The organism is Mucilaginibacter sp. L196 (genome assembly GCF_009765905.1).
Lineage (GTDB): Bacteria > Bacteroidota > Bacteroidia > Sphingobacteriales > Sphingobacteriaceae > Mucilaginibacter.
In genome coordinates, this window is record NZ_LMUO01000015.1 from 1,175,897 (window position 1) to 1,193,899 (window position 18,003).

Below are 18,003 nucleotides of genomic sequence, written 5' to 3' on the forward strand. Positions count from 1 at the left end.
ATTTGTTAACCTGCAAATATTTGATTTTTATACCTGATGAGCAACTCCTTTTCTTTAGATAAAGATCAAATATTGGAAGTCCTTTCCCTTTCTCAAAACGCCACGGCTATATATGCCGGTGATAATATAATTGTACAGTCCGCCAATGATGCCATGCTTGCTTTTTGGGGTAAAGACCGAAGCATTATAGGTAAACCGTTGGAAGAGGCTGTGCCTGAACTCAAAGGTCAACCTTTTAAAAAGATGCTGCAGGAAGTGCTCAGAACCGGGGTCAGCAACATTGGTAATGCCATACCTGCTACGCTAATGGTTGATGGAAAACTCCAAATATCCTATTACAACTACCAATATCGCGCGATAAAAGATCAAAGTGGTAAAATTTACTGCATTTTACATACAGCATCTGATGTAACAGAAAAAGAGCTTAACAAAATAGCATTAAAAAAAGCTAAAGAACAGGAAGAAGCGCAAACTAAAGCCCTATTGGAAAGTGAGCGTAACCTTCGCCGGTTTATTTTACAAGCCCCTGTAGCTATCGCGCTTTTCAAAGGCCCCGATTTTATTGTTGAGATTGCTAATAACCGCGCGTTGGAATTATGGGGGAGAAATTTAGAGGAAGTATCGAAAAAACCCATATTGGAAGCGATGCCCGAGTTGAAATCCCAGGGAATTAAGCAACTTTTAGATAATGTTTATACTACCGGAGAAACCTTTTCAGCAACGGAACTACCTGTAAAAATTCTGCGTAATGGCAAATATGTAAACGCGTATGTCAATTTTATATATGAGGCCCAATATGATGCTCAAGGCAATATAAATGGTTTAATGACTATTGGTACTGAAGTTACAGATGAGGTTTTGGCACGAAAAAGTATTGAACAAAGCAGCGGAGAGCAGCTTGCTTTAAATGAAGAACTTCAAGCTTCAAACGAGGCGTTAATTGCTATAAACGAAGAACTAACTGAAACGCAAGCTTATTTACAACAAATTGTGGACGCGCTTGAAGAAAGTGAATCGCGGTTTAGGTACCTGGTACAACAGGCACCTGTTGCCATATTTATATTAAATGGTAGAAGCTTACGTATTGAAACGATGAATAACCTGATGCTTAAAATGTTGGGGAAAACAGCTGATATTGTTGGTAAAACTTACATTGAAGCTTTACCTGAATTTGTAGATCAGCTGTTTTTTAAATTGTTGGATAATATATTCGATACCGGCGAAACATTTTATGGTAACGAAGTTAAAGCTGTAATTGAATTTGATGGAATACTTAAAGAAGGCTATTACAATTTCACATACCAGCCAATTAAAGATAATAACGGCATAACCAATGGTATTATTTGTGTTTCGGTGGATGTAACTGAACAAGTAAATGCCCGTAAAAAAGTTGAGCGTGCCGAAGAAAGTTTGCGGATGGCTGTTGACGCGGCTGAACTTGGGTCTTACTATATCAACGTTGTAGATCGAATATTTGTGCCCTCACCTAAGCTAAAGGAATTCTTTGGTTATGCTCCTGGTGAAGAAGTACCATATGAAGCTGCTATAAATCAAATTCACCCTGATTATCGCCAGGCAGCAGCAGATATGGTTGAAGCTGCCATTACATACGGCATTAAGTTTGACATGGAATACCCAATAATAGGGCATAATGATGGAAAAGTACGCTGGGTAAGGGGTCTAGGAACTGTACAACATGATAACAATGGTATTGACACTTATTTTACCGGTATACTACACGAGATAACTGAAAAGAAACAGGATGAAATGCGCAAAAATGATTTCATTGGCATGGTTAGTCATGAACTTAAAACGCCATTAACCTCCTTAACTGCAATTGTTCAGGTTATGAATGCTAAGCTTAAATATAGTGATGATCCATTCATAGCTAACGCCATGGGTAAAGCCAATATACAGGTAAAGAAAATGAGTAACATGATTAATGGTTTCTTAAATATTTCGAGGCTGGAATCAGGGAAAATATTTATCGAGAAAAATATTTTTGAAATTGATGCACTCATCCTTGAAGTTATTGATGAAATCCAGATGACAGCGTTTATGCATAGCATATCGTTGGTTTCCTGCCCTCCTATTAAAGTAAATGCTGATCGTGATAAAATAGGCTCCGTAATTTCTAACCTGTTAACAAATGCCATAAAGTATTCGCCAAAGGCCCAGCAAATTATTGTAAACTGTGAGAAGATTGGCAATACAGTACAAGTAAGTATTAAGGACGAGGGAATGGGCATTAAACCTGATGATTTGGATAAGTTGTTCGATCGTTATTACCGCGTAGAAAGCAAACATACTTCCCATATTTCGGGATTTGGCATAGGATTGTATTTGAGTGCCGAGATTGTTCAGCGACATGGCGGCAAAATTTGGGCTGAAAGCGAAAGTGGCGTTGGATCAACATTCTATTTCATTTTACCGCTTTCCTAGCATGAACATATTGGGTAAGTTTTACGGTGGTACCAGCGGATTGCAGTTACCAATGCCCAAACGGGATTTCCCCTTGGAATATGCTGGTAAAAGCCGGTTGCACTTCTATTCAACAATAGCAAACAGCCTTGAGGTAAATAGCTCCTTTTATAAAGTCCCTTTAGCTTCTACAGTAAAAAAATGGTCGGAAGATGTATGCGGTGATTTTAGATTCACATTTAAACTTTGGCGGGATATTACACACAATAAAGGGTTAGAGTTTCAGGCAGATGATGTCCGTAAATTTATGTCTATTATTGATTGTGCAGGAAACCGAAAAGGATGCTTGCTTATACAATTCCCTCCCAGCCTTGCCGTTACTAATAAAAACCAGTTACAAAATTTATTGTCTGTAATCAATAATTATAATCAAAGCAAATGGCCGATTGCTTTAGAATTTCGCCATCGCTCATGGTATCGGGATGATATTTATCAATTGATTGAAACATATAAGGCTAGTTTGGTAATACATGATATGCCTACCTCGGCATCTCCTTTAGATTCATTTAACAATAATTTTGTTTACCTGAGATTTCATGGCCCCGATGGAAAATACAGGGGTAGTTATACCAATCAGTTTTTATCAGAATATGCAAGTTATATTAATGACTGGCTGCATGAAGGTAAAACTATTTATACATACTTTAATAATACAATGGGTAATGCGCTGCAAAATTTAATTACATTAAAAACATCTATCAAAATCTGATAGACAAATTAAACTATAACTAAAATTTTTCTTTTTCGTCAACCTTTAGGTAACCAATTGCGTATAAGTACATAAATACATTTTAACATGACATTAATTAATAACTTGTTTACTGCGATACTTAAGGCAGTTTGTGCTCCTGCAAGTAATGGTGGTCTATTTAAAAAAGTAAAAAGAGCGCCTTTTAATCCCAAAATCACATTAGGATTCAATTTTTAGTTCTGAATTCTAATATCTCCCGGTCATAATTTTATAACGTAATTCGTATTTTTGCCTGATGCTTCAGGTTAGCGAATTATACATTTATCCCATTAAATCATTAGGTGGCATTGCAGTTAGTAGCGCCGAAGTAACTGATAAAGGTTTTAAGTATGATCGGCGTTGGTTATTGATTGATGAAAACAATCGTTTCCTATCCCAGCGCGAATTACCTGCAATGGCTCTATTAAAGGTTATCATTGCCACCAACGGGCTACTTATAACACACAGCCTTACATCCCACAATATTCTCATCCCATTTGCGCCACAAACAAACGAACATTGTACCGTGGCTGTGTGGGATGATACGTGCACCGCTATATATGTTAGTGATATTGCCGATAAATGGTTTACTGAAAAGCTTGGTGTAAAGTGCCGACTTGTTTATATGCCGGATGATTACAAAAGACAAGTAGATGAGAAATATGCACCGGAAGGTTTTGTAACTTCTTTTTCCGATGCTTACCCTTTTCTTATTATTGGGCAGGCTTCGCTTGATGATCTAAATAGCCGCCTCACTGATAAACTCCCCATTAACAGGTTCCGGCCAAATATTGTATTTACAGGCGGCAAGCCTTTTGAGGAGGATGTAATAGATCATTTAATAATCAATAATATCAACTTTTACGGTGTAAAATTATCCGCACGCTGCATTCTCACTACTATAGATCAAATTACCATAGCCAAAACTAAGGAACCGTTAAAAACATTGGCCAAATACCGCCGTCGTGGTAACGATGTTTTTTTTGGTCAAAATCTGATACATACCGGAAATGGTTTTATATCTGTTGGCGATGAAATAAGCATAAAAAACTATCACACCGAGGAAAGATTTTTTTTAAGGGCTTAATACATTTTTATGTAAAATATTGAAATTTTCATTAAAAAACTACTAATTCCCTGTACAATATGTATATTTGGCTAATGATACTCATTAATAACACTTACTGCAACAAAGTAATATGCTGTATGTATAGCAAGTGTATTTAGCTATAAGAGGAATTAAATATTCATAATCACGACGCCTCTTTAGTTAAAAGCCGAAGAGGCGTTTTTTTAATATATTAAAATTAAAACATGCAAAGTTTTAGAACGGAACTGGAAAACCCGATAGTTGAACAGGATATAATAGATCTGGAAAAAAAGATCAGGGCATTTCGCGATGGCAAAATTCATGATGAAAAATTCAGGAGTTTGCGCCTTGCCAGGGGGGTATATGGTCAGCGCCAGCCGGGTGTGCAAATGGTTCGTATTAAATTGCCATTTGGTAAGGTAACGTTTCAACAATTACTAAAAATTGCTGATGTATCAGACGAATATGCCAGCAGGAACCTGCATTTAACTACCCGTCAGGATATTCAGATACATTATGTAAGCCTCGACAGAACACCGCAACTTTGGGCTGAGCTTGAGCGTGATGATATTACTTTGCGTGAAGCTTGCGGTAATACTGTTCGTAACGTAACGGCATCACCAACCGCGGGCATTGATCCCTTGGAACCTTTTGATGTATCGCCTTATGCTTATGCTACTTTTGAATACTTTTTACGTAACCCAATCTGTCAGGATATGGGCCGTAAGTTTAAAATATCGTTTTCATCAAGCGATGATGACACGGCATTTTCGTACATACATGACATCGGCGCCATCCCTAAAGTAAATGAAAAAGGTGAGCGTGGTTTTAAAATATTATTAGGCGGCGGCCTTGGTGCCCAACCCCTACTGGCAAGCCTGGTCGAAGAGTTTTTGCCTGAAGACCAGCTGATCCCATACATTGAATCTATTATTCGTGTATTTGATCGCTATGGCGAACGCAATAACCGTAACAAGGCCCGTTTAAAATATCTGATACAGAAACTAGGTTTGGATGAGGTTATCCGCCTGGCTAAAATAGAGCATACTGCTAACAAGGTAAAATCATATATAGTTAACCGCAATACAGTTGAAGCGCCTGTTCTTCCACAAGCAACAACCTATCCCGAAGTGGTTATAACAAACCAGCTTCGCTATGAGCAGTGGCTTGCTACTAACGTTTTTGAGCAAAAGCAAGAAGGTTTTTATGGTGTTTATATTAAAGTACCTGTTGGCGATATCGCATCAGATACTGCACGTAAATTAGTTGCAGTATTAACGCCATTGGTTGCTGATGAAATACGCATCACCCAAAACCAAGGCTTATTATTAAAATATGTTCGTAAAGAAGCTTTACCTGCTTTATATAACGGTTTAACTGAGCTTGACCTTTCAGCGCCGGGCTTTGATAGTTTGGCCGATGTAACCACCTGCCCCGGTACTGATACTTGTAATTTAGGCATATCTAACAGCATGACCTTATCTAAGGTTCTGGAGGATGTGATCTATAATGAATACGAAGATTTTATTTATAACCGCGAAATCAAAATCAAAATAAGCGGTTGTATGAATTCATGCGGTCAGCATGGTTTGGCACATATTGGGTTTCACGGGAGTTCATTAAAAGCTGGTACAAGAGTATTGCCATCTGTACAAGTATTGTTAGGCGGTGGTACCGTTGGCGATGGCGTAGGTCGCGCTGCTGAGAAAGTAATTAAAGTACCTGCAAAAAGGGCTACCCATGTTTTACGGGCGGTATTAAATGATTACAAAGCGAATTCTATACAAGATGAAACTTTCCATAATTATTACGACAGGCAGGGTAAAGATTATTTCTACCAGTTGTTAAAGCCATTAGCTAACCTGGAGACACTTACCGAAGACGAATTTGTTGATTGGGGTCATCAGGAAACATTTGCTACTGCAATTGGCGTGGGCGAATGCGCGAGCGTTATTATTGATTTGGTAGCTACCTTATTATATGAATCGGAAGAAAAAATGGGTTGGGCAAACGGCGCTTACGAAAAAGGTGCCTGGGCTGATGCGATTTATCATTCATACAATGTGATGATAAGCTCTGCAAAAGCTTTATTGTTAGATAAAGGCGTAAGCAGCAGCACTCAAGCAGGTATTATTAAAGAATTTGATGCTCATTATGTATCAACCGGCGAAATTTCATTAGATGGTACTTTTAACGATTTGGTTTTGCAGATCAACAAAAATGAGCCTTCGCATGAGTTTGCAACAAAATATAAAGCAGCAGCCGAAGACTTCCTGGCTGCAAGTAAAGTGAAGAGAGAAACCCTGGCATAATGGAGACTCAGATAAAAAAGGAAATAAAAGAACCACGCATAACTCTTGTTGGCGCAGGCCCGGGCGATGCTGATTTGATAACGATAAAAGGTATTAAGGCATTACAAACAGCTGATGTTGTTTTGTATGATGCCTTGGTAAATGAAGAGATATTGGAGTTCGCCCCTGAGCATACGGTTAAAGTGTATGTAGGAAAACGCTCTGGCGATCATTCATTTTCTCAGGATGCCATTAACAAACTGATGATTGATTACGCGCTGAATTACGGTCATGTGGTTCGCCTTAAAGGTGGTGATCCGTTCGTTTTTGGTCGTGGTTATGAAGAGTTAGATCATGCAGCATCATTCAGTATACCGGCAACGGCAATTCCCGGTATCTCCAGTTCGATAGCTGTACCAGGGTTACAACAGATACCGGTTACTCATCGTGGTTTAAGCGAAAGTTTTTGGGTAATTACAGGCACTACAAGTAACGGCAAAATTTCTGCCGATATTTATACTGCAGCGCAAACTAATGCAACTATTGTGGTATTAATGGGCGTACATAAATTAGCCGAGATTACACAAATATTTAAAAATCAGGGTAAAAACCGTTTACCGGTAGCCGTTATCCAAAGCGGATCAACCGAAAATGAAAAGGTTGCTATTGGCACCATAGATACAATCGTTGAGCAAGTAGAAGAAAAGAAAATATCTTCTCCTGCGCTTATTGTAATTGGCGAAGTGGTTTCTCTGCATCCATCATTCCAGTCTATAAAAGAGTTTTATGACATTGTTGCCGAAGGATAGTAATTTAAATATCACACAGGATGATAATGCACCGGGTAACAACCAGTTATTCCCGGTATTTATTAAACTGAATGAATTACATACCGTGCTTATTGGGGCGGGCAATATTGGTTTAGAAAAACTAACAGCTATTGTTAATAACAGTCCGCTTGCAACAGTAACAATTATTGCCCGCACGTTTTTACCTGAAGTACATGCGCTTGCCGCCCAATTTAATGGCGTAAAAGTTCTACAAAAAACTTTTGAAGATATCGACCTCGATAATGCCAACCTGGTAATTGCCGCAACTAATGACAATGCGCTTAACGAGTATATTGTTAAAGCTGCCCATGAGCGTAATTTATTAGTGAACATTGCCGATAAACCCGCCTTATGTGATTTTTATTTGGGGTCGATAGTACAAAAAGGTGATTTGAAACTGGCGATATCAACCAACGGAAAATCGCCTACCGTAGCTAAAAGAATTAAAGAAGTATTGAATGAAAGTATCCCCGATGAAATTGATGATACTTTACAGCAAATAGCCGCCCTTAGACAAACACTTACCGGCGACTTTGCTCACAAGGTTAAAAAGTTAAATGAAGTAACATCTGTATTAGTTAGTAAAAAAGAACAAAATAATAGCAAAAGCATCATTTGGTTAATATGGGGGGCTATAATTTTAGCTATCGGTATTGCGGCTGCATCTTTATGGTTTAAAGAGCCTACCTTTAAAAGCTATGTACAAAATATCAATCCGCTTTTCTATTATTTTTTAGGGGGTGGTTTTCTTTTTGCTTTGGTTGATGGTGCGATTGGCATGTCGTACGGTGTAACAGCAACATCATTTTCGCTTACAATGGGCATCCCTCCTGCTGTAGCAAGTATGGGTGTGCATTTGTCGGAAATTATGAGCAATGGAATTGCAGGCTGGATGCATTACCGGATGGGCAACATCAACTGGAAATTATTTTGGATGCTGTTGTGGACAGGTATTATTGGCGCCGTGACAGGAGCTTATATACTCTCTTCATTAACACAGTATAGCCAATATACCAAACCGTTCGTATCGCTATATACCTTAATTTTAGGTTTGGTTATCCTTTCAAAAGCATTCAATCTTAAACGTAAACGCAATACGGAAAAAATCAAACGCATCCCATTATTGGGTTTAGGCGGAGGTTTTATTGATGCAGTAGGCGGTGGTGGCTGGGGATCTATCGTGCTGTCAACACTGATAGCAGGCGGGCGCAACCCTCGGTTTAGTTTAGGTACAGTGAAACTATCGCGCTTTTTTATAGCGTTGACGAGTTCGGTCACCTTTATATACATGCTTCATGTAACCCATTGGGAAGCAGTTGGCGGATTGGTGATTGGCAGCGCATTGGCATCTCCTATCGCGGCGAAAATCTCCAATAAAATATCAACCAAGGTTATTATGATCTCGGTTGCGATTATCGTTATCCTAATAAGTGTAAACAGCATTTGGCACTTCTTAGCTAAAGTTATTTAAACATGAGTACGCAAACAGAAAATATAAAACAACAATTAACAGGAGTTGACCCTGTTGATGCATTGTCGTTATTAGCTTCAGAATATCCGGGTAAGGTGATTTTTTCAACCAGTTTTGGCTGGGAAGATCAAGTTATCACACATATGATATTTAAAAATAATCTACCGATAAAAATTTTCACGTTAGAAACCGGCAGGTTATTTCCCGAAACCTATTATACCTGGAACCGCACCATGGAAATGTATGGCCAACCTATACATGCTTATTATCCAAATAACCAGGCTTTAGAGCAAATGGTTAATGCAAAAGGGCCAAGTAGTTTTTATGAATCTGTTGATAATCGTAAAGAATGCTGCGGTATTAGAAAAATTGAACCCTTAAAAAGAGCATTAGCTGGTAATGAGGTCTGGGTAACTGGTATCCGCGCCGAACAATCACAAAATCGGCAATCTATGGATGATGTGGAATGGGATGATCAGAATAACCTGGTAAAGTTCCACCCTATTTTTCATTGGAGCCTTGATGAGGTGAAAGAATACATCAAAGTAAATAACATTCCCTATAATCCATTACATGATAAGGGTTTCCCAAGTATTGGCTGCGCCCCCTGCACAAGAGCTGTTCGCGAAGGTGAAGACTTCCGTGCCGGCCGTTGGTGGTGGGAAGAACAGGATAAGAAAGAGTGCGGATTGCATAGCGCTTAAAAGTGGTCTAAAAACGAATGTGTTTCATAGGTAACGGTCAGACAGAAGCGCGTTGTCATGCAGAGGCACCCGAAGCATAAGCTTGTAAAGGCCTACCCACATACTTCGACTACGCTCAGTATGACAGCCTCTGCGCACGTTAATACCCAACAAGTGTCATTGCGAGGAACGAAGTAATCGCGGACTTTGCAAGTTTTCTCTGTATAGCATGAGATTGCTTCGTTCCTCGCAATGACATAGTTTTAAACAGCTTCTTAGTAAAAGACGCCACTTAACTTACAGTTATCCTACCCCATCCAATATTAACAAAACGTTAAAATTTAGCTTTAATTCACTTATTTTTTAAAAAAGACTTGCAAGCTCTGTTTTAATTTGTACTTTTACACTACTAAATCAGTAGACATTATGGACTTAGTAGATTACAATATGAATTTCTCAAAACCACATCATCTGTTACGCCCCATGTTATGCCACTACTCTATCGTGGATAAATACATCTGTTGTTGATTCCCTTCACAACTGTATTACAAATTTTTTCTATTTCAACTTAATCATTTAAACTATAACACATGAAAATTAATTACTTAAAGTATTTATTTATACTAGCACTTGTATTCCCCGCATTCGTAGCTAAAGCACAGCAAAACGATGACCTCTTAAACGTACTCGTTAAAAAGAACGTTATTTCTGAACAAGAAGCTGATTCATTAAGATCAGACGAGGCAATCAAGGCTCAAAAGAAAAAAGACCAGGATGTAGCGAATCAGCACAGCATAACTATTGGTACAAGGGCTTTGCAAATAAGCGGCTTGTTACAAACAGAATATGAAGGATTTGAACAAAGCAGCAAAACAAACACTTTTTTATTGCATAGAGCAAGACTTGACGTTAAAGGAAATATATCTGATGCTTGGAGTTATGAAGTTTATACTGAATTTGCAGGTGTAAACCCAAAGCTGCTGGATGCTTATACTACTTATAAAATATTCGACTTCTTAAAACTAACTGCCGGTCAGTTTAAGGTTCCCTTTTCTTATGAAAGTTTAGTATCTGACTCTGAATTAGAATTTATTGACCGTACACAGGTTGTAAATGCGCTTGCAGGGAGATCAACAGATGTAATTGGCAATCAAAATGGCCGTGATATTGGTGCAGAGTTAACAGGCAGCTTTGCCAAAGTAAATGATCATTATCTGTTTGATTATTATTTTGCTGTGGTTAATGGTGCAGGTTATGATGTTACAACCGATAATAACAACCATAAAGATATTTCGGGCCGTTTAGTTATTCACCCTATACAAAACTTAAGCATTGGGGCTGATTTCTACCATGGTATTGATCAATTTATAGTAGGTACTGCTAAAACCGCTACCAACAACCTGAGAAATCGCCAGGGAATTGATGCCAGATATGTTTGGAATAAACTATCGTTGACGGCTGAATATGATAAAGGAACAGATGCACATATCAACAGAAATGGCTGGTACGGCCAAGCTGCATACTTTGTATGGTCGAACAAATTACAATTAGCAGCGAGATACGATACTTACGATCCTACGCAGACTATCACCACTGATCGTACTACAGATTACACTGGTGGCATAAACTACTTCTTTAACAAATGGGCAAAATTCACGGTTAACTACATTGATGCCCGTGAGCAAACTACGCAAATCAAAAACAATTTATTTGAGGCGCAATTACAGCTAGCGTTCTAATTATTTAAAACATAACTATGAAAAAATTAATTCTAAAAAATAAATTACCACTGGTGATACTTACAACTGTAGGTATAGCCATAACGGCTTCGTCTTTTACAAATCCAAAACCGAAGCCGGCACCTGTTGCTGATGATTTGGAAGGTACTATAAGTATCTCAGGCGCATTTGCCTTATATCCTATTACTGTTAAATGGGCGAGTGAGTTTAAAAAGCTTCACCCAAAAGTAACTTTCAACATATCGGCAGGGGGTGCCGGAAAAGGTATTACCGACGCGCTTTCAGGTTTAGTTGATATTGGTTTAGCTTCTCGCGACATCGATCCATCCGAAGTAAAAAAAGGTGCTTATACAGTTTACGTAACCAAAGACGCGGTTGTGCCAACTTTTAACACCAACAACCCTGATGCTGCAGCATTATTAGCAAAGGGTGTTAAAAGAGAGCAATTTTTAAGCGTATTTGTAACCGGTAGTACCACTAACTGGAAACAATTAGGCGGTAAAGTTTCGGTACCTATCCACGTTTATACCCGCTCAGATGCTGCAGGTGCAGGTGAAACATGGGCGAAGTATTTCGGTAAAAAACAGGAAGACCTTTTAGGTGTAGGCGTTTACGGCGATCCCGGATTAGCGCAAGCGGTTAAAAAAGACGTTACAGGAATAGGTTATAATAACTTAGCTTATTTATACGACCTGAAAACTCGCAAGCAAATCCCCGGCATTAGCGTTTTACCGATTGATGTAAACGGAAATGGCAAAATTGATCCAAACGAAAATTTCTATGGAACAATCGACCAGCTGACTGAGGCAATTGCAACCGGTAAATATCCTTCGCCACCGGCACGTAACCTTGGCTTTTTATTTAAAGGTAAACCGAGGAAAAAAGAACTGGTTGAATTTGTAAAATATGTATTAACCACCGGCCAAAAATTCGTCGACGAAAACGGTTACATCGCTCTGTCAAATGCAAAGTTGCAGGAAGAGCTTAAAAAAGTAAATTAAGATTTACAATTGGTTAATCGGGTTGATTGGGTATGTGATTTCGTCACAATCTGGTCAACCCATTAACTATTAGCCCCACCCAACCCTCCCCGGAAGGGAGGGCTTTAAATAAAATGAAGTAAAAGTCTCCCCAACAGGGGGAGATTTAGAGGGGGCTTATTTATATAGTTGATGCAAACAATACGTTTATTAAAAGATAAGATCATTTCAAAGCTGATGCTATTGTTTACAATACTATCAGTCTCTTTAGTTTTTATAATTGGTATCGGGTTATACTATAAATCCATTCCTGTACTTCAAAATTCCACATGGGGACATTTACTAACCTCCAGTGTATGGAAACCGCTTAAAGGTTTGTTTGGCTTTTATCCATATATTATGGGTACGCTATGGGTAACTGGTATTGCTATCATTATCGCTTTACCCTTATGTGTACTCACCTCACTTTACATTGTTGAATATGCGCATCCACGTGTGAGGCGTATATTAATGCCATTTGTAAATTTACTATCTGGCATACCTCCTGTAATTTTTGGTGTTTGGGGTGTACTTTTTATTATCCCATTAATACAGGATCATATCGCGCCTCACTTTGTTGAATTTTCAACCGGGTACAGCGTTTTAGCGGGCGGTATTGTTTTGGCGGTAATGATATTCCCGTTAATTGTGAGCATACTAAACGAAGTTTTGCGCACTATGCCGCAAGAATTAAAGGATGCTTCACTTGCTTTAGGTGCTACAAAATGGGAAACCATTAAAAAAGTAATACTGCGCAAAGCATTACCCGGTATAATAGCAGCAACTGTGTTAGCTATATCACGTGCCTTTGGAGAAACCATTGCCGTGTTGATGGTTTGCGGTAACAATGCCGTTGTGCCCCACTCTGTTTTTGATGCAGGCTATCCCCTGCCCGCTTTGATTGCGAATAACTACGGCGATATGATGTCGATACCGCTTTACGATTCGGCATTGATGTTTGCAGCATTACTATTATTTATCATTATTCTGTTATTTAACATCATTTCAAGAATAATATTAAGCCGCTTGGAAAGGAAAATGGCAGCATGAGAAGACGCAATTTAGAAGAACTCTTTTTTAAGTTCCTGATGGTATTAGCAACCCTAGTAGTGGGTGGAAGCTTTTTCCTGATTGTAGGAACTATATTTTACAAAGGTGCACCATATATGACCTTTGATATGCTTACCAAAACTCCCGGTGGTGGATTTTACATCGGCAAGGAAGGTGGCATATTGAATGCTATTATCGGATCAATGTATGTGGCTGGTGGTGCTACTATATTAGGTTTAATTATCAGCATACCGGTGGCTATTTACCTGAACATGTATATGGATGGTAAAAAATTTTTATCAAATACATTACGCATGGTATTTGATGTGCTTTTTGGTATCCCTTCCATTGTTTACGGCGCGTTCGGCTTTTTAATAATGGTTTACTTTGGATTGCGAGCGTCATTGTTAGGTGGTATTATAGCGGTTACATTGTTGGTAATCCCAATCCTGGTGCGCACGCTTGATGAAGTGATCAGAACCGTACCGCTGGAACTACGAGATGCCGCGCTATCTCTTGGTTCAACCCGCTGGGAGACCGCGAAGGTTGTTTTAAGAGCGATAAGACCGGGTATTATTACGGCTATACTAATTTCATTTGGTAGGGCTATAGGAGATGTTGCCGCGGTATTGTTTACAGCCGGATTTAGTGACAATATTCCTACCTCTTTACACGAGCCTGCCGCTACCCTGCCTTTGGCTATATTCTTCCAGTTAGGCAGCCCGATTGAGGAGGTTCAGGGAAGAGGCTATGCTTCCGCATTGATATTAACTATTGTAGTATTGATAATCACCATATTATCAGAACTGCTTGTAAAAAAATTCTACAAACACAAATCATAACATGACTAAAGATAAAGCGCATATCAGTGTACAGGATTTAAATGTGCACATAGGCGGCAACCATATACTAAAAGATCTGAATATCGATATTCCTAATAAAAGTGTTACTTCTATTATCGGGCCATCGGGGTGTGGTAAAACTACGCTATTAAAAACCTTTAACCGTTTACATGATACCGCTGCTGACGTTAAAGTAACCGGTAAAGTTTTGGTTGATGGCGAAGATATTTACGACCCAAATACCGAGATAACCCACATCCGCAAAAAAATGGGGTTGTTATCACAGCGGCCGTATCCCTTGCCTATGTCTATTTATGACAATGTTGCTTACGGTCCTCGTATCCATGGCACCCGCAAAAGACAGGATCTGGACATCATTGTAGAAAAGCAATTAAAAGCAACTGCTTTGTGGAACGAGGTTAAAGACCGTTTACACTCTTCTGCTACACGCTTATCTATCGGGCAACAACAACGCCTGTGCCTTGCACGTGGATTGGCTGTAGGCCCTGAGATCATCTTAGGCGATGAATCCACGTCGGCACTTGATCCGGTTTCTACAAGTATTATCGAAGATCTGTTTGTTAAGTTAAAGCAGGATTATTCAATTGTATTGGTTACGCACATTTTACGCCAGGCGGCGAGGGTGTCTGATTACATCATTTTTGTATACGAAGGCCGTATAGTTGAATACGGTAAAACCGAGCAAGTTTTAAGAGACCCGCGTGAGGAGTTGACAAAAGAATATGTAAAAGGCTATATTGTATAGAAATAAAAAACAATCAATAAAATACATTTTTAGATCGCAAAACATACATTTAAGATATGTTTTAATTAAAAAAAGCCATTTTAACGAATAATAATATAATTATCGACACATAACAATCTATTAAAACAATTTTCAATGTAAAAATCCATAAAAATCAATTTTTTATGGATTTTTTGCTTAATATTGATTGTTTTTTAGTTAAAAATGAGTCATAATTACCATAGAATAATTATTAAAATTGGGTCCAACCTATTTACCAACTGCGATGGATTACCTGATATTGAGCGCATTGGAAACATTGTAAAGCAAATTGCGGCCATCAAAAAACAAGGTAAAGAGGTGATATTGGTTTCTTCGGGTGCTGTAGCTTCTGGCCGAAGTTTGATTAACGTTTCTGAAAAATATGATGCGATCGCGACCCGTCAATTATTAGCCTCTATTGGCCAGGTAAAACTTATCAATACCTATTCCCAGCTTTTTGAGAAGTTCGGCATATTATGCTCACAGGTATTAGTCACCAAGGAGGACTTTCGCGACCGGATGCATTACCTGAATATGAAAACCTGCCTGGATCTTTTATTGCAGCACGAGGTTATTCCGGTGGTTAACGAAAATGATGTGGTATCGGTAACAGAACTGATGTTTACTGATAATGACGAGTTAGCCGGTCTTATCGCATCTATGTTAAACGCGCAGGCATTAATTATTTTAACTAATGTAGATGGCATTTACAATGGCGATCCAAAATTGGCATCGTCAGAAGTTATAGATAAAATCAATGGCAAAAGCATCGACTTTTCATCATTCGTTTCATCCGGAAAATCTCAATTTGGTCGCGGGGGAATGATTACCAAGTCGACCATGGCGCAAAAAGTAGCCTCTTTAGGCATCGCGGTGCATATTGCTAACGGAACTAAGGACAATGTACTGACCGACTTGCTTCAAGATGATATTACCCACACTCATTTTCTACCCAATAAAAACGCCTCCGGTAAAAAGAAATGGCTTGCCCATTCAGAAAACTATGCTACGGGAATGGTTCAGGTTAACGATGGCGCCAAAACTGCTCTTACATCCAATCGAGCTACCAGCCTATTACCTGTAGGCTTGGTAAGCATACTTTCCGACTTTAAAAAAGGTGACATTATCAAATTGGTTGATACCGACGAAAAGCTGATAGGCTTAGGTATTGCAGAATATAGCGCCGATAAGGCCAGAGAAAATATCGGCCAGAAAAATCAAAAGCCGTTGGTACATTATGATTATCTTTATTTACCATGATAGATACTGCAAATTATACCGCATATTTTGAGAACGCGATGCTGGCAGGCCGTAAAATGAACTTGTCGGCTGAATTGATCAATTCAGTATTAGAAGATGTGGCTGAAGCTGCTGTTGCTTGTACAAACGAGCTTTTATTAGAGAATCAGAAAGATTTGGACAGGATGGATATATCCGATCCAAAATATGATCGTTTAAAATTAACAGTAGAGCGCATACAAGCCATCGCCAATGATATTGAAGATGTTGCCAAGCTGGAAAGCCCTTTAGGGAAAATACTTTTAGAAGATACACGCCCTAATGGCCTTCACCTTACAAAGGTGAGAGTACCGCTGGGTGTTGTTGGCGTAATATACGAGGCCAGGCCTAATGTAACCTTTGATGTATTCGCATTATGTTTTAAAACAGGTAATGTGGCCGTTTTAAAGGGCGGTAGCGATGCGGACTACAGCAACCGGGCCATCATCAAAGTAATTCATCAAGTACTGGCAAAACACGGCATTGATGCAAATACGGCGACCTTGCTACCACCTGATCGCGAAGCTACCGAAGCTTTGCTTAACGCCCGGGAGTATGTTGACGTATTGATTCCACGAGGCAGCCAGGGTTTGATAAACTTTGTACGCAACAACAGTAAAGTACCGGTAATTGAAACCGGCGCGGGTATTGTACACACTTACTTTGATGAATTTGCTGATTTGGATAAGGGTGTTGGGATTATTTTCAACTCAAAAACCCGCCGGGTAAGCGTTTGTAATGCGTTGGACTGTTTGCTTATTCATAAAAATCGTTTACAAGATTTAATAAAGATTTCGGAACGGCTGGCGGAAAAACAGGTTGAACTATTTGCTGATGAGCTGTCTTATGAAATACTGAAAGGCCATTACCCTATCAGCTCACTAAATAAAGCCGAACCGGAGCATTTTGGTACGGAGTTTTTAGCTATGAAATTAGCAATTAAAACAGTTGATAACTTAGATGCAGCCTTAGATCATATTGCTCAATACAGCTCAAAGCATAGCGAAGCAATTATATCGGAAGATAATACCAACATTGAAAGATTTTTAAATGAAGTTGATGCGGCGGCCGTTTACGCCAATGCGTCTACCGCTTTTACCGATGGTGCACAATTTGGCTTAGGTGCCGAAATTGGCATCAGCACACAAAAATTACACGCCCGTGGCCCCATGGGTTTAGATGAACTAACCAGTTATAAATGGATTGTGAAGGGCAATGGCCAAACGCGCAATCCCTAACCCCTTAAAACATAAAAGGTGCTTATTTTAAAATAAGCACCTTCTTTTGGGGGTTGTTTGCTATAATTACACCAGGTAATCAATAACAGCAACAAAACAAATCAAAACAAGTATAATTCCTTGAATTTTTTGTTCAATTGGCATTTTAGCAATAGTTTTCATTTATTATATTTAATTAGGGTATAACAAATATATATTGTAATGAGTATGTTACAATAGCCAACTGCATTTTTACTAAAATTTAAACAAAAAGCTTTTTAACTAATATTAAAATTATCGGTGCTGTTATTTTAATATAAAAACGGCAAAAAAAGTGATCTATTTTTAATTTTTCAAGGCTATAAAGCAACTATAAAAACAGCTTTAGATAGATTTAAACCAAGATTTTCAGCATTTTATAATATGTTTAAAACATCTGTATTTTTTCAGGGTTGAGATTTAAATTACACCATCAGTATCAAAGTGCTCACATCC

At 38.7% G+C, this 18,003-nt stretch carries 14 protein-coding genes; all 14 read left to right on the plus strand.

Annotated features, from left to right (window positions below):
- The first annotated feature begins 36 nt into the window (after positions 1 to 36).
- The 14 genes from GSQ74_RS15790 to GSQ74_RS15855 all read left to right on the plus strand — a co-directional run bounded on the left by GSQ74_RS15790 (position 37) and on the right by GSQ74_RS15855 (position 17,529).
- The gene (locus GSQ74_RS15790; protein WP_158994958.1) at positions 37 to 2,442 is read left to right on the plus strand and encodes an ATP-binding protein; all 2,406 of its coding nucleotides are present in this window, start codon (positions 37 to 39) and stop codon (positions 2,440 to 2,442) included.
- Position 2,443: 1 nt separating this feature from the next.
- Entirely contained in the window at positions 2,444 to 3,190 is a 747-nt protein-coding gene (locus GSQ74_RS15795; protein WP_158994960.1) for a DUF72 domain-containing protein, read from the plus strand.
- A gap of 277 nt (positions 3,191 to 3,467) precedes the next feature.
- The gene (locus GSQ74_RS15800) at positions 3,468 to 4,298 is read left to right on the plus strand and encodes an MOSC domain-containing protein (RefSeq protein ID WP_158994962.1); all 831 of its coding nucleotides are present in this window, start codon (positions 3,468 to 3,470) and stop codon (positions 4,296 to 4,298) included.
- 227 nt (positions 4,299 to 4,525) lie between these two features.
- Positions 4,526 to 6,613, plus strand: a complete 2,088-nt coding sequence (locus GSQ74_RS15805; protein ID WP_158994964.1) for a HEPN domain-containing protein — start codon at positions 4,526 to 4,528, stop codon at positions 6,611 to 6,613.
- Entirely contained in the window at positions 6,613 to 7,401 is a 789-nt protein-coding gene (gene cobA / locus GSQ74_RS15810) for a uroporphyrinogen-III C-methyltransferase (protein WP_158994966.1), read from the plus strand. Before GSQ74_RS15805 ends, cobA begins: the two co-directional genes overlap by 1 nt.
- On the plus strand, positions 7,379 to 8,893 hold the full coding sequence (locus tag GSQ74_RS15815; RefSeq protein ID WP_158994968.1) for a TSUP family transporter: 1,515 nt from the start codon (positions 7,379 to 7,381) through the stop codon (positions 8,891 to 8,893). Before cobA ends, GSQ74_RS15815 begins: the two co-directional genes overlap by 23 nt.
- Before the next feature lie 2 nt (positions 8,894 to 8,895).
- A complete protein-coding gene (locus GSQ74_RS15820; protein WP_158994970.1) occupies positions 8,896 to 9,597 on the plus strand; it encodes a phosphoadenylyl-sulfate reductase in 702 nt (233 codons plus the stop codon).
- A 569-nt stretch (positions 9,598 to 10,166) separates the two neighbouring features.
- Positions 10,167 to 11,315 (plus strand): porin, encoded by a 1,149-nt coding sequence (locus GSQ74_RS15825; RefSeq protein WP_158994972.1) that lies wholly within the window; start codon positions 10,167 to 10,169, stop codon positions 11,313 to 11,315.
- Between the two features lie 17 nt (positions 11,316 to 11,332).
- The gene (locus GSQ74_RS15830; RefSeq protein ID WP_158994974.1) at positions 11,333 to 12,316 is read left to right on the plus strand and encodes a PstS family phosphate ABC transporter substrate-binding protein; all 984 of its coding nucleotides are present in this window, start codon (positions 11,333 to 11,335) and stop codon (positions 12,314 to 12,316) included.
- Positions 12,317 to 12,487: 171 nt separating this feature from the next.
- Positions 12,488 to 13,384, plus strand: a complete 897-nt coding sequence (gene pstC, locus GSQ74_RS15835; protein WP_158994976.1) for a phosphate ABC transporter permease subunit PstC — start codon at positions 12,488 to 12,490, stop codon at positions 13,382 to 13,384.
- Positions 13,381 to 14,226 carry a phosphate ABC transporter permease PstA gene (pstA, locus tag GSQ74_RS15840; protein WP_158994978.1) on the plus strand — a complete coding sequence of 282 codons (846 nt, stop codon included), beginning with the start codon at positions 13,381 to 13,383 and terminating at the stop codon, positions 14,224 to 14,226. Before pstC ends, pstA begins: the two co-directional genes overlap by 4 nt.
- Before the next feature lies 1 nt (position 14,227).
- A complete protein-coding gene (locus GSQ74_RS15845; RefSeq protein WP_158994980.1) occupies positions 14,228 to 14,992 on the plus strand; it encodes a phosphate ABC transporter ATP-binding protein in 765 nt (254 codons plus the stop codon).
- Positions 14,993 to 15,196: 204 nt separating this feature from the next.
- Positions 15,197 to 16,273: a glutamate 5-kinase gene (gene proB, locus GSQ74_RS15850; protein ID WP_158994982.1), complete on the plus strand. Its 1,077-nt coding sequence runs from the start codon at positions 15,197 to 15,199 to the stop codon at positions 16,271 to 16,273.
- Positions 16,270 to 17,529, plus strand: a complete 1,260-nt coding sequence (locus GSQ74_RS15855) for a glutamate-5-semialdehyde dehydrogenase (protein WP_158994984.1) — start codon at positions 16,270 to 16,272, stop codon at positions 17,527 to 17,529. Before proB ends, GSQ74_RS15855 begins: the two co-directional genes overlap by 4 nt.
- The last annotated feature ends 474 nt before the right edge of the window (positions 17,530 to 18,003 follow it).

Bases quoted from the DNA above. Each gene is read 5' to 3' on its own strand.
- GSQ74_RS15815 (WP_158994968.1), top strand. From the start codon at position 7,379: ATGACATTGTTGCCGAAGGATAGTAATTTAAATATCACACAGGATGAT.
- cobA (WP_158994966.1), top strand. From the start codon at position 6,613: ATGGAGACTCAGATAAAAAAGGAAATAAAAGAACCACGCATAACTCTT.
- GSQ74_RS15825 (WP_158994972.1), top strand. From the start codon at position 10,167: ATGAAAATTAATTACTTAAAGTATTTATTTATACTAGCACTTGTATTC.
- GSQ74_RS15805 (WP_158994964.1), top strand. From the start codon at position 4,526: ATGCAAAGTTTTAGAACGGAACTGGAAAACCCGATAGTTGAACAGGAT.
- GSQ74_RS15795 (WP_158994960.1), top strand. From the start codon at position 2,444: ATGAACATATTGGGTAAGTTTTACGGTGGTACCAGCGGATTGCAGTTA.
- GSQ74_RS15830 (WP_158994974.1), top strand. From the start codon at position 11,333: ATGAAAAAATTAATTCTAAAAAATAAATTACCACTGGTGATACTTACA.
- pstA (WP_158994978.1), top strand. From the start codon at position 13,381: ATGAGAAGACGCAATTTAGAAGAACTCTTTTTTAAGTTCCTGATGGTA.
- GSQ74_RS15845 (WP_158994980.1), top strand. From the start codon at position 14,228: ATGACTAAAGATAAAGCGCATATCAGTGTACAGGATTTAAATGTGCAC.
- GSQ74_RS15800 (WP_158994962.1), top strand. From the start codon at position 3,468: ATGCTTCAGGTTAGCGAATTATACATTTATCCCATTAAATCATTAGGT.
- pstC (WP_158994976.1), top strand. From the start codon at position 12,488: ATGCAAACAATACGTTTATTAAAAGATAAGATCATTTCAAAGCTGATG.
- proB (WP_158994982.1), top strand. From the start codon at position 15,197: ATGAGTCATAATTACCATAGAATAATTATTAAAATTGGGTCCAACCTA.
- GSQ74_RS15855 (WP_158994984.1), top strand. From the start codon at position 16,270: ATGATAGATACTGCAAATTATACCGCATATTTTGAGAACGCGATGCTG.
- GSQ74_RS15790 (WP_158994958.1), top strand. From the start codon at position 37: ATGAGCAACTCCTTTTCTTTAGATAAAGATCAAATATTGGAAGTCCTT.
- GSQ74_RS15820 (WP_158994970.1), top strand. From the start codon at position 8,896: ATGAGTACGCAAACAGAAAATATAAAACAACAATTAACAGGAGTTGAC.